This window comes from Fluviicola sp. (assembly GCF_039596395.1).
Lineage (GTDB): Bacteria > Bacteroidota > Bacteroidia > Flavobacteriales_D > Crocinitomicaceae > Fluviicola.
This window is the reverse complement of record NZ_JBCNJT010000001.1, coordinates 228,281-240,414: the sequence shown is the minus strand read 5'-3', so window position 1 is coordinate 240,414 and position 12,134 is coordinate 228,281. Positions and strand designations below refer to the sequence as shown.

13 protein-coding genes are annotated in these 12,134 nt (G+C 45.1%); all 13 read left to right on the top strand.

Annotated elements, in window-relative coordinates; translation table 11 throughout:
• Positions 1–254 precede the first annotated feature (254 nt).
• The 13 genes from ABDW02_RS00970 (at position 255) to ABDW02_RS00910 (ending at position 12,134) form a co-directional block, all read left to right on the top strand.
• On the top strand, positions 255–644 hold the full coding sequence (locus tag ABDW02_RS00970) for a hypothetical protein (RefSeq protein WP_343631233.1): 390 nt from the start codon (positions 255–257) through the stop codon (positions 642–644).
• A 65-nt stretch (positions 645–709) separates the two neighbouring features.
• Positions 710–1,258: a DUF4255 domain-containing protein gene (locus tag ABDW02_RS00965; RefSeq protein ID WP_343631231.1), complete on the top strand. Its 549-nt coding sequence runs from the start codon at positions 710–712 to the stop codon at positions 1,256–1,258.
• Positions 1,255–1,968, top strand: a complete 714-nt coding sequence (locus tag ABDW02_RS00960) for a hypothetical protein (protein ID WP_343631228.1) — start codon at positions 1,255–1,257, stop codon at positions 1,966–1,968. Before ABDW02_RS00965 ends, ABDW02_RS00960 begins: the two co-directional genes overlap by 4 nt.
• A gap of 30 nt (positions 1,969–1,998) precedes the next feature.
• The gene (locus ABDW02_RS00955; RefSeq protein ID WP_343631226.1) at positions 1,999–3,537 is read left to right on the top strand and encodes a phage tail sheath C-terminal domain-containing protein; all 1,539 of its coding nucleotides are present in this window, start codon (positions 1,999–2,001) and stop codon (positions 3,535–3,537) included.
• Between the two features lie 142 nt (positions 3,538–3,679).
• Positions 3,680–4,129 (top strand): phage tail protein, encoded by a 450-nt coding sequence (locus ABDW02_RS00950; protein ID WP_343631224.1) that lies wholly within the window; start codon positions 3,680–3,682, stop codon positions 4,127–4,129.
• Between the two features lie 16 nt (positions 4,130–4,145).
• On the top strand, positions 4,146–4,589 hold the full coding sequence (locus ABDW02_RS00945) for a phage tail protein (protein WP_343631222.1): 444 nt from the start codon (positions 4,146–4,148) through the stop codon (positions 4,587–4,589).
• Positions 4,590–4,593: 4 nt separating this feature from the next.
• Positions 4,594–4,755, top strand: a complete 162-nt coding sequence (locus ABDW02_RS00940) for a hypothetical protein (protein WP_186280035.1) — start codon at positions 4,594–4,596, stop codon at positions 4,753–4,755.
• Positions 4,755–5,411, top strand: coding sequence for a hypothetical protein (locus ABDW02_RS00935; protein WP_343631217.1), 657 nt, complete (start codon positions 4,755–4,757; stop codon positions 5,409–5,411). Before ABDW02_RS00940 ends, ABDW02_RS00935 begins: the two co-directional genes overlap by 1 nt.
• The gene (vgrG, locus tag ABDW02_RS00930; RefSeq protein ID WP_343631215.1) at positions 5,408–7,198 is read left to right on the top strand and encodes a type VI secretion system tip protein VgrG; all 1,791 of its coding nucleotides are present in this window, start codon (positions 5,408–5,410) and stop codon (positions 7,196–7,198) included. Before ABDW02_RS00935 ends, vgrG begins: the two co-directional genes overlap by 4 nt.
• 7 nt (positions 7,199–7,205) lie before the next feature.
• Entirely contained in the window at positions 7,206–7,505 is a 300-nt protein-coding gene (locus ABDW02_RS00925; RefSeq protein WP_144333034.1) for a PAAR domain-containing protein, read from the top strand.
• Position 7,506: 1 nt separating this feature from the next.
• Entirely contained in the window at positions 7,507–7,908 is a 402-nt protein-coding gene (locus ABDW02_RS00920; protein ID WP_343631210.1) for a GPW/gp25 family protein, read from the top strand.
• Between the two features lie 146 nt (positions 7,909–8,054).
• Positions 8,055–11,390, top strand: a complete 3,336-nt coding sequence (locus tag ABDW02_RS00915; RefSeq protein ID WP_343631208.1) for a hypothetical protein — start codon at positions 8,055–8,057, stop codon at positions 11,388–11,390.
• 12 nt (positions 11,391–11,402) lie between these two features.
• On the top strand, positions 11,403–12,134 hold the full coding sequence (locus ABDW02_RS00910) for a hypothetical protein (protein ID WP_343631206.1): 732 nt from the start codon (positions 11,403–11,405) through the stop codon (positions 12,132–12,134).

Genomic DNA, 12,134 nt, shown 5'->3' with positions numbered 1-12,134 from the left:
CGAAAAACTATTAATCGTTGATAATCAATTAATTACGAGGTGATAATTTTTTAGTTCTTCTGTTAGAAATTCGTTTATTTTTTTTCAAAAAACACACTTCGTATCAAACTATTGCTACCTTTATCGCTCACTGTTCACTCGATAATTCCCATGGAAAAGACCAGTTTTACCACATTTCACAACTCTTGCGTACCAGGTGATCTCTGGAAAAATTTCCTGTTTGTATCCTACGGAATTTCACTATTCATTACAACATGCCTCAAAACAAATTTGCCATCGCCCGTTATGCGGTTATCGATGAACTTCTCCGGAAGCACACTTATGTAAAGACTTCGATCATTGCTGAGACATGCAAGCGGAATCTCGGATACGAGGTTTCCCAGCGTACGATCCAGCTGGATTTGAACTCGATGAAAGACGATACGTTTCTCGGCTTCTTCGCTCCTATTGAGTATTGTCCCAAACGAAAAGCGTATTTCTACAAAGACTCCGATTACCAGTTCGGTTACCAGCAATTGAACGTGTCTGAACTAGACCTATTGGAAGATGTCTGCAACATAGCTTCCCGGCATTTGAAACCCGACCAGCGTGCTATTCTCGGTGATGTTCTTTTCAAAATCAAGAAAAGATACATCGCGAAATAAAACTTCGCCATTCGAATGTATCCTTGTAAGCTTGATTTATTGGTTACCTATTTATTCGCTGAGTTATGATTTTCGAAGCACTGCAACTGCTTTCCGGACAATTGAATGACTATCTGAAGATCCGCTACAGATTGACGGAGGATATTGTGTTCATTTCTCCCGTGAAAGATCCGTCGAAATCCTTTCCGAACCGCGTGGCCATATCGCTGATCGGTGTGGAGCGGGAAACGGTCATCAGCACATACACTCCAAGCAGGTCTGTTTCCGATACCACATTCGGGTCTGTAAATCCGCCGATATGGATCAACTTACACGTGATGATTTCGGTTATTTTTCAGGAGAAACAGTACGAAGAATCAATTCGCCTGCTTTCCGGGGTCATGTCATTCATTCAGCGCAATCAGATTATTCCAACCGGAGACGAAGGCAAAAAGCTCACGATGGAAATTATGAACCTGAGCATGCACGAATTGTCCAACTTGTGGAGCATTTCCGGTGAGAATTACTATCCGTCCGTTGTTTGCAAGATTCGCGGAACAGAGATCACAGGCAACGAGATTACCGATATCTCCTACACTATTTCCCAACCAAGAAGCAATACCAGGCTGCAATGAGTTGGCAGGGAACATACCGGATTTGGCTGAAACTAGTCGTACTTCATGAATATTTTGATGCGGAGCAGTGCGGTTTATCACTTGAACCGGACGACCACACGAAAATGCGCTTTCAAAAAGCGGGACTCCTCTTTAAACAACACGATGCACGCACCTGGTTCGTAATCGGGGAAGAACAAATCCTGCTGAATGAAGCAAGCAAACTGAACTTTTATTTTAAAACCAAACAAAGCGAATTCTATTATTACACCGATCAGGCTGCCGCTTCCGGGACGGATTGGTCGTTGATCAATTACAACAAAAACGGGATTTGGAAAATCCTTACTATTCCGGTAAACGATCAGCGTTTAAATGCTACAGAAACCGAAACAGTTGAAATTCAGTTGAAAAGCCAGTTGAAACACGTGGAGTTCCTGGTATTTCCTTCGCAAAATTATGTCATGGGACCATTGGAAATCCGCGAACAGCGTGAAAAAGTGGTCTTTAAGGAAGCAGAAGAACTGAAACTTCCCGGAACCGAAAAAGTGCTCTACCGGTTTGTTTCTTCCGAAACACTGCCTTTGAAGCAAAAAAGCGAATACCAGTTTCATTTGTGGGAACTGCGAAAAAGCGGCGAAAACCTGTTGAGCAGGCTTCCCGACTTTCCGCGTGTAAACGTACTTTCACCCTTCAGCCCGAAGGACACCATAACAAGTTATATCTATTTATAAATCAATACAATAAATCCAAATATGAGTACAATGAAAACACCTGGGGTATACATCGTTGAAAAGAACGCGTTCCCTAATTCTGTTGTCGAAGCTGCTACTGCCGTACCTGCGTTCATAGGTTATACAGAGTTTGCGAAAGACGGAAACAAATCTTTAGTAATGAAGCCCTGGAAGATCAGCTCCCTGGCTGAATTCATGCAGTATTTCGGTGGAGCTCCGGTTCCAAAATTCAGCGCAACTCCTGCCAAAGACGGTGAGGACGGCGAAGAGCAGCTTGGAGTTGCAACGTTGTCACTCAACGGCGTGAAGCACACGGTACAGCGTGAAGGTGATAAGTATAACTTCTATTACCAAATGCGTTTTTTCTTTGCAAACGGAGGTGGCCCATGTTACATTGTCTCTGTTGGTGAAGGATATACCGGGGGTTTGGATGAAGAAAAACTAAAAAACGGGATTGACACGCTTTTAAAAGAAGAAGAACCAACCATGGTCCTGGTACCGGAAGCTGTTTATTTGAGCACAGTAGACAGTTGTGCGAATGTACAGGTGAAAACATTGTCTCACTGTGGCGGGGAAATGAGAAACCGCGTGGCTATTTTTGATGTATTCGACGGATTCAAAGATACCAGAAGCGAGAATGTCAAAAACTTCCGTGAAAAAATCGGTACCGAATTCCTGGATTACGGAGCTGTATATTATCCGTGGTTGAATACATCTATTGTTTCAGACAACGACATTACCTTCAAGAATTTTAGTGATCCGGATGCAATTGCTGCGTTAATTACTGCTGAAGACAAAGCAGGAAAACTGACGGAGTTTATTGAAAAAGTAAGTAAAGCAAACGTAGACAAATACTTTGAATTGCTTGAGTCCGATCCGACATCGGATGACTTCAAAAAACTCGAACTGGATATCGATACTGCACACAAGGTATTGTCACGCCACTCTTCCGTTTACAGTGAATTGATGCGTGAAATGTTACTGATCATCAACTTGTTGCCACCGGCTTCAGCTATGGCAGGAATTTACACGCTGGTTGACGGAACCAAAGAAGTTTGGAAAGCACCTGCAAACATCAGCGTTGCAAACGTGATCAGCCCTACAGTAAGCATTTCTTTCAATGACCAGGAAGACCTGAACGTTCCGATGAACGGTAAAGCAGTGAATGCGATCCGCTATTTCGTAGGCGACGGGATCAAAGTTTGGGGAGCACGTACCCTGGATGGAAACTCCCTTGACTGGAGATACATCAACGTACGCAGAACCATGATTATGCTGGAAGAATCCATCAAAAATGCGGCTAAAGCATATGTTTTCGAACCGAACGTTGCCAATACGTGGGTGAGCGTGAAAAGTATGATCAGCAACTTCCTGAACGGGATCTGGAAAAGAGGCGGTTTGGCAGGAGCAGTTCCGGAAGACGCATTCAGCGTACATATCGGGCTTGGCGACACGATGACACCGGAAGATATCCTGGAAGGAATCATGCGAATTACGATCCTGGTAGCGATTTCAAGACCAGCGGAGTTTATTGAAATTACGTTCCAGCAACAAATGCAGAAAAGCTAAATAAATAAGATCAAACAGGCTCAAAAAAGTTCAAAGAGTTCCAAAGGTCTAAAAGGTTCAATTTGAACATTTGAACATTTGAACATTTGAACATTTGAACATTTGAACATTTGAACATTCATAGAATTAAAAAAAAGAAATCATGGCAGGAGAAAAACAAGATAATGTATGGCCTCTACCGAAGTTTTACTTCCAGGTAAAATTAGGAGACAAAGAAGTTCCTTTCCAGGAAGTATCCGGATTGGACATCGAAGCTCAAATCATTGAGTACAGACACGGAAACAGCAAAGAGTTTTCAACGATCAAAATGCCCGGAATTAAAAAGACCGGAAATGTGACCCTGAAAAAAGGTGTGTTCGTGAAAGACAACGGATTCTGGGATTGGTTCAACAAAATCAAGATGAATACGATCGAGCGTCAAACAGTTGTGATCAGTTTATTGGATGAAGCCGGAGCACCAACAATGGTCTGGACTTTGAACAATGCATGGCCGACAAAAATTACCGGGACGGATATGAAATCGGATGGTAATGAGGTAGCTGTAGAAACAGTTGAGATTGCTCACGAAGGATTAACAATTGCCAACAGCTAATAATTAATCACATTCTATGGCCAAGTCAAAATGGGAACTTCCGGTAGCTTTTTATTTCCAGGTAAAAATCGGGAATGAAGAGTTTGCGTTTAAAGAAGTAACCGGATTATCAGCTGAAATAGAAACAGAAAGCGTGAAAGAAGGAGGTGTGAATGAATTTACATACCTCCTTCCCAAGCAAGTGAAGCATGGTAACCTGCAATTGAAAAGAGCATTGAACCCGATTAACAGGAACGATGTGGTCTGGATCAAAAAAATACTGGAGGGCGATTTTTCGCAGACTATTGTTCCGAGAGATATTGTGGTGAATTTGCTTGGACAGGATGGCACTCCTGTTTATACCTGGACCTGCTCGAGAGCATACCCGGTGAAATGGCAGGTGGCAAACCTGGATTCACAATCCAACAGCATTTTAATTGAAACGATCGAATTTGCATACACAACCCTGAAACGTTCTTAGATCTATGTCAATTATCATTAAAGAAATCAGTATCCGGACAACCATTGAGCGAAAAGCAGGCTCAACGGGAGATTTGGATCTAAAAGTCGCCAAACTCAAAAAAGACATTTTGAGAGAGGTTCAGGATACATTACGCAAACAACGCATGAAGAAAGGAGATCGGTAATGGGCGAATTGGTCAAGTTGAAAATCATCGGGTATGAGAACCAGAGTTATTCCGAATCGAAGAAGAGCAGTGACTTCACTACACAGGTGAACCCTGCAACGATGAAATTGGGAAAACGCCTGAACTATTCTCAAAACGGAGAAGCACAGGGAGTTGCAAACCTGCGCAAATTCCGTTCCCAGGCACTTGACAGTCTTTCATTCGAAGTGTTGATGGACGATACGGGAATCATTCCAAGTAAAACCGGAAAGATCAAAGACCGTATCAATCAACTCGAAAAAGCGATCTACCGCATCAATTCGGAAAGTCACGAACCAAGTTACACCAAAGTAATCTGGGGAACATTCATATTCCGCGGAAGAGTAGAAAGTATCAATTACGATTACAGTTTATTCGCTCCCGACGGAACACCCTTGCGGGTAAAAGTATCCTTTTCATTTGCCGGTTATTTCGACAAAGACACCACGCAAATGAACTCGCCGGACCTTTCGAGGATCATTACCTTCCGCGCAGGAGACACCATTGCACGCTACTGCGATGAAATTTACGGCGACGCTTCGTTTTGCCACGAAATAGCAGCCTATAATAACCTGAGCGAATTCAGAAATATTGAACCGGGAACAAAAATCCACTTCCCACCATTAGCAAGAAAATGAGCGTATCTCCGGAAAAAAATAGCGAAGGACTCGTCACTTTTACCATCTACAGCGAAGGTGAAAAGATCAGCGACAGCTTTGAAACGGTTTCCATCTGGATCCGCCGGGAAGTCAATCGCATTGGGCGGGCGAAACTGGTTTTTGAGGCCGGAAACATGCCTATGAAAGAAATTCCGGAAAGTGACGATGACACGTTTGCTCCGGGAACTACCATTCGCATTGAGGCCGGTTATCAAAGCAACGAGCACATTTTGTTCGAAGGAGTCGTAATTACACACAACGTAGATATCCCGGAAGACGATACGGCAACACTGGAAATTGAGTGTGCCGATTTTGTATTCCCGTCTACGCTCATGCGGAAGAATAATTACTTCCCGCAGCAAACAGACAGCGACATCATCTCAACCATCCTGGGTACTTATCCCGGACTTACAGCCGACGTAGACGCAACAACGGTTTCCCACCCGGAAATGGTCCAATACTACTGTTCCGATTGGGATTTCATTTGTTCTCGGGCAGACGCAAACGGCTTGATCATCATTACAGATCAAAAAAAGGTCAGTGTCATCAAACCCAAAGTTTCCGCGGCAGCTGTTCTCAAAGTAACTTACGGCGAAGACCTCATCTCATTCCGGGGAGAATTGCAGACTGCCGACCAAACACCGGGAGTTGATGCCTACGCCTGGGACATTGCTACACAAGCCATGATCAAAGCGGCATCTGCGGCTCCGTCGCTAAACGAACAGGGTGATCAGACTCCTTCCGACCTTTCCGAAGCTGTAGGTGGAGATCGCTGGGAACTGCAAACAGAAAGCTACGGGGATTCCTCCCAGCTTCAAACCTGGGCCGACGCACAATCGCTCAAAGCCGGTTTATCGCGCATTCGCGGTGAAATCCGCTTCCAGGGAAGTTCACTCGCTGTACCGGGTTGCCTGATCACACTCGACGGATTGGGAAAACGGTTCAACGGAGATGCTTTTATCGGATCTGTGGAACATTCTATTGAAGACGGTGAATGGATCACCACTGCCGGAATGGGAATTGATCCGGAAATGGCCACACAAAATACGGATGTCGTTACTCCGCCGGCTTCCGGGCTTCTCCCGGGTATCGAAGGATTGCACATCGGTGTCGTGAAAAAACTGGATGAAGATCCGGCCAAAGAATTCAGGATACAAGTGGAAATTCCCTTGTTGAATACCGATAAGAACCTGGTTTGGGCGCGTTTGAGCAATTTCTGGAGCAGCAACAGTTTCGGGGCATTTTTCATCCCGAATGTGGGCGACGAAGTCATATTGGGTTTCCTGAACAACGATCCTACTTACCCGATCATTCTCGGAAGTTTGTACAGTTCGGCAAATCCGGCGCCGCTGCAAATCGACAAAAAGAACCCGATCCAGCTTATGCAGACCAAAAACGGGATCAAACTGGAAATGGACGATGAAAATAAAGTGGTAACGGTAACCACTCCCGGCACCAATAAAATGGTTCTGAGCGATAAGGACAAATCCGTGACACTTGCCGACCAGAATGGGAACAAGATCGTGCTTTCCGATAGCGGAATCCTGATCCAGGCTGCGAAAGAAATTACGCTTAAAGCCGGAACAGAAGTAAAAGTAGATGCCGGAACAAACGCCAGTGTGAAAGCCGGAGTGAATGCAACCGTAAAAGGAACAAACGTGGAGCTGACAGCAGACGCCAGTTTCACAGCGAAAGGAAATGCCTCGGCCGAATTGTCCGCAGCAGGTCAAACAGCCGTTAAAGGCGCCATTGTAATGATTAATTAATGAGACTATGAGTTTAGCAGCCAGACTAACAGATATGCATACCTGTCCGATGGTGACACCGGGAGTTCCTCCTGTTCCACACGTCGGAGGACCGATCAGCGGCCCGGGAGTACCAACCGTTCTCATCGGCGGATTACCGGCTGCGGTGATGGGCGACATGTGCGTTTGCGTAGGTCCGCCCGACAGCATCGTTAAAGGTTCCGCCACGGTCATGATCGGCAACAAACCGGCTGCCCGGATGGGAGATACCTGCGCGCACGGCGGAGCAATTGTATTGGGATGTCCAACAGTATTAATCGGAGGATAAGATGAACGATAAAACCTATTTAGGAACCGGCTGGGCCTTTCCCGTGCGATTCAATCAACTCGGCGTGCACCTGGTTTCCGACGAAGAAGATATTTGTGAAAGCCTGCGGATCTTGTTTTCAACGATTCCAGGAGAGCGTGTTTTTCGCTACAACTACGGCTGCCCGATTGATAAATGGGTGTTTTCGAAAATCGATCTTTCGGAGCGTACCATGATCATCGACATCATTGAGCAAGCCATCCGGGAAGGTGAACCGCGCATTATTACGGATTCGGTGGATGTGGAAATACGCGACGCGCTGGAAGGAATCCTGTGGATCAAAGTGGAATTTACGATCCGGCAAACAAACAGCAGAAGCAGTATGGTTTATCCGTTCTACTTTTTGGAAGGAACACAACTTTAATTACGAATTACGAATGCCTAATTGCGAATTATTTGATATTGAAACGGCATTTCGCTCTGCTCAATGGCCTTTTAAACAAGGTGACTGAGTTTCGGGAAAAGCAACTTTTGAACATTTAAACTTTTGAACACTTGAACTTTTAGTATTTGGAATCAAGAGACGGACATAGCAGAAAAGATCGTTTAGATCGCTTGCGCGTTCCCGGCACTTTCAAGATGCTGGACAACGACAAAGCTGTGCTGCTCGAAAAACTGATCAAAATTGCCAAATGGATCCATTTTTACAACGAACAAAACGTTTCCAATGAATACTTCGATGCTTTCCTGGGGGAATTGAAAGCCTTGCTGAAAAGCATTCATATGAAGCATTCACACGAAGCCATCGGGAAAATGGAACCCTCCCAGGCGCTGCTCCTGGCTTTTGTGGAAAACCTGCAAAAGGTCATCGAAAAGTACAATTCCCGCTGGAACGATTTTCCCAATTGGTACCTGACGGAATACCTGAAGGTAAGCCCGCTTTCCGTGAAAGGAGACCGTGTCTGGCTGGCGTTTGACAAAGCCACTCCGGGAACCATTACCATCGAAAAAAATACCGGGTTCAACCGCAAGAATGCAAACCAAAATGTATTGACTTACCGCCTGGAAGACGAAGTAACTATCCACGATATTGAAGCGATCGGTGCTTACACGGTTTGCTTTGAACGGAATCCGTACCACTACCCTGCTGCAAACCTGAATTTCGTAACGGCAATCAAAACCCGCAACCTGTTGCACGATAAACCGGTAGCGGAAAGAAAACTGCTTTTCGACAATGAGTTCTCACTTGAAACGCGCGCTATCGGGATACGGATTGCAGCTCCTTCACTGGTTTTGCGGGAAGGAAAACGCGTGGTGAATATTTATTTCGAGGCGGAAAACAGGGAATGGCTTAAAACCCTTCAATCGATTGAACCGAAACTCGTAAAACTGGAATTGCTCAAAATGAAAATCGAGAAATTCAGGTACGAGAAACACCAATTGGAAAAGCTAAAGAGCCACGATCCGAAAGTCATAGAACGGTTGAGATGGCTCAAACACGAGTTGTCCAAACTCAAGCTCAGCCATTTGAAAGGAGACAAACTGCTGTTTACGCGTGAAGAGTTACTCAAAATGAAACTGGACAAGCAGGAAATGAGCCGGGTCAGAAGGGTTCGTCAAACCATTCGCTCCAACATTTTCAATAACCTGTTCTACATTACGATCAGTACGCCGACCGGCTGGACAAACGTCACCGTTTTCGAAGTCAAAAAAGACACAACCCGCAACCGTTTGATCCTGAAACTATTGCTTCCGGAAGATTTTCCATCTACCTCCGGCTGCACGGAAGAAGTGCATGGGTTTGTATCCGAATTCCCGGCTATCCAGATCCGCCTGAATTTCGATGCCTGGCTCTACCCGTTTTCGTGGATCCATCAATTATCCATTCAGCGCATCCTGATCCGCACCAAAGTAGAAGGGATCAACGATCTGCAGGTTTACAACGAATTGGGCAAGATCGATAATACGAAATCCTTCCCACCTTTCGGGATCAATACTTCCGCCGGAACCTGGATGGTGATCGGAAACTACGAAATGGCCATTAAGAACACCAGCAGCATCGATGTTTGCATCAAGTGGAACCAGCTTCCCCTGCATCCGAAAGGGATGAAAGGACATTATGCGGCTTACCCCGGGAATATTGATAACGACAGCTTCAAAGTACGAACACGTTACTTAAGTGACAACAGCTGGTTCCCGACTACCTGGAAAAACAAATTCACCCTTTTCCGGGATGCTGAGTCGGAAGATCCGACCACTGCAAAAATGGATAAACCGGTAGCGGATGAAAGCGATTTCAAGAAAATATCCGTGAAGAAAATGGTTCCGTTCGAACTTTCGGAAGAAGCTTATAAATACACCATTAAAACCCGCACCGGTTTTGTGAAGTTGACATTGGAAGAACCGGAAATGGGATTCGGGAACCAGGAATACCGCGACCTGTTTACGGAACGCATGATGATGAAGAAATGGCGAAAAAAAAGGCTTCCGCCGCTGCTTCCTCCTATTTTTCCACATGTAGAGAACATGACTTTGAATTACAAGTCGGAAGACATCATTGACCTGCGCAAAAACACGCGCAACAGCAATGTCATTGTGGACCAGCTTCACCCGTTCGGAGTGGTTTCTTCACTGGATTCCAGTACCAATACCGGGATTCCTTTTGTTTTCTCACAGGAAACGGATGCCAGTCTTCTCATGGGATTCAAAAACGTAAAAGGAGGAGAAACCTTTTCAACATTCATTGTATTTGAAGCAATCAGCAATGAAATGACCATTGATGATATTCCCAAAATTGTGATGTATTGGGGAGACGGGTATTACTGGGAAGAAATTCCGCGCGGTTTCATCTTGAAAGACGATACCAAACAAATGACTATCAGCGGAAACCTCGTCTACCACTTTCCACTGCACATTCCGCCAAATTTATACGACAAAGACGGGATTCTGTGGATCCGTACCGGTTTTGTGAAGAATCACGAATTTGTTCCGGAAATCCGCGCTGTTTACAACAATGCCGGTTTGGTGGTCCTTGAAACGGATGATGCTTCGGTAGAAAAAATGCAATCGTTCAAGAACTCCAGCGGTCCGCTTGAACCGGAGAAAAAACTTCCCGGGATTACGAGTATTGAGCAAATCACCTCGTTCTATGACGGCCAGGAAATGGAAGACCTGAAAAGCATGCAGGTACGTGTTTCTGAATATGTAACACACCGCGGACGGGCTGTAACACCACGTGACTTTGAGTTACTGACACTGCAGGAATTCTCCGATATCGGGAAAGTGCTTTGCCTTCCGAATACGAACATTAAAAACGACAAACAAGGCGTGGTGACGGTCGTAGTCATTCCTCAAAACAAACTGAAAACCATGGATAATTCCAAACCGATGGTTCCTTCCGGTTTGCTTACGAACATTGAAGATTTTTTAAGCGACCGCGCCTCGAAAAACGTGACCGTGGATGTGATCAACCCGGTTTACGAAGAAATCCAGGTGAAATGCGTCATCCGTTTGGTGGACCGGAACCAGGTTGTTTCCCTGGAAGCGATCCAGGAAATTTGCGACAATTTTATTGCCCCGTGGCAAGCGAAAGATACCCTTCCGAAATTCGGCGAACCACTTCACGTATCCCGGATTTACAATGCGATCAAAGAAATTGACTACGTAGCTGCAATCGATTATTTTGCGGTTATCCGTGTATCACAGGACAATACCGAAACCGGCAAACGGAATTATTACCATTTATATAAAGAGGAGGATAAGGAACAGGTTTTATTCCCTGACAAGCCTTACAAACTATTCGTTCCGGCGGAAACGCACATTATACAAGTAGAAGAAAAAGGAGACACTGCCGATCCATACGGCCTGGGCGATATGGAAATCGGGAAAACATTTATCCTTGAGTAAAAAAACAGCATCATGGCTATCAGAAACAGAAATACACTCATTGAGGGTTTTAGTAAGGGACAACGTCCGTCTGCTGATGATTTTAAGAACTTAATTGATTCGACCGTTAATATCCTGGACGATGGTTTTTCGAAAGATGCACAGTCCGGAATTAAGCTTGCTCCTATTTCCGAGCAGGAAGGAACCGTTATGACCTTTCTACAGAACATGACGGATGACATGGGCGGAAAATGGGAATTCGACATATTGAATAACGACCTCAAGATCAGCCATGTCAACGATACCGGAAAAGGTCAAGCGATCCTATTGAAACAAAACGGGGAAATTGAGATCGGGAAAGAAGGCTCCGGAACGACCATCAAAGGAACATTGCACACCGAACAGCGAGCCGGCAGAACAGTTACCAAACACATGGTTGCCAACGGAAAATGGCAGGATCTGACCGATTACCTGGAAGGAATACACGCGCTGGAAGTGATTTGTGTGATGGGAAAACGCCGCACGGGGAAACATGCCGTTCTGATCGCTCATGCCACCCACTGTTTCGGGGCAAAACCACGCATTCGAAAAGTAAGGTCCCACTATGGGATTTTTGGAAATAAATTACTGATCCGCTGGGTGAAATCCAAAAGTGACCGTGCCTGTAAACTACAGGTAAGAACGCGCTTCATGCTTGCAAACGACATCCTGATCCGCGGATCCATTACTTCACTTTGGGATAACCCTTTACTGGAAAATCAATAG

Bases quoted from the DNA above. Each gene is read 5' to 3' on its own strand.
- vgrG (WP_343631215.1), top strand. From the start codon at position 5,408: ATGAGCGTATCTCCGGAAAAAAATAGCGAAGGACTCGTCACTTTTACC.
- ABDW02_RS00910 (WP_343631206.1), top strand. From the start codon at position 11,403: ATGGCTATCAGAAACAGAAATACACTCATTGAGGGTTTTAGTAAGGGA.
- ABDW02_RS00970 (WP_343631233.1), top strand. From the start codon at position 255: ATGCCTCAAAACAAATTTGCCATCGCCCGTTATGCGGTTATCGATGAA.
- ABDW02_RS00925 (WP_144333034.1), top strand. From the start codon at position 7,206: ATGAGTTTAGCAGCCAGACTAACAGATATGCATACCTGTCCGATGGTG.
- ABDW02_RS00940 (WP_186280035.1), top strand. From the start codon at position 4,594: ATGTCAATTATCATTAAAGAAATCAGTATCCGGACAACCATTGAGCGA.
- ABDW02_RS00945 (WP_343631222.1), top strand. From the start codon at position 4,146: ATGGCCAAGTCAAAATGGGAACTTCCGGTAGCTTTTTATTTCCAGGTA.
- ABDW02_RS00960 (WP_343631228.1), top strand. From the start codon at position 1,255: ATGAGTTGGCAGGGAACATACCGGATTTGGCTGAAACTAGTCGTACTT.
- ABDW02_RS00950 (WP_343631224.1), top strand. From the start codon at position 3,680: ATGGCAGGAGAAAAACAAGATAATGTATGGCCTCTACCGAAGTTTTAC.
- ABDW02_RS00935 (WP_343631217.1), top strand. From the start codon at position 4,755: ATGGGCGAATTGGTCAAGTTGAAAATCATCGGGTATGAGAACCAGAGT.
- ABDW02_RS00955 (WP_343631226.1), top strand. From the start codon at position 1,999: ATGAAAACACCTGGGGTATACATCGTTGAAAAGAACGCGTTCCCTAAT.
- ABDW02_RS00920 (WP_343631210.1), top strand. From the start codon at position 7,507: ATGAACGATAAAACCTATTTAGGAACCGGCTGGGCCTTTCCCGTGCGA.
- ABDW02_RS00965 (WP_343631231.1), top strand. From the start codon at position 710: ATGATTTTCGAAGCACTGCAACTGCTTTCCGGACAATTGAATGACTAT.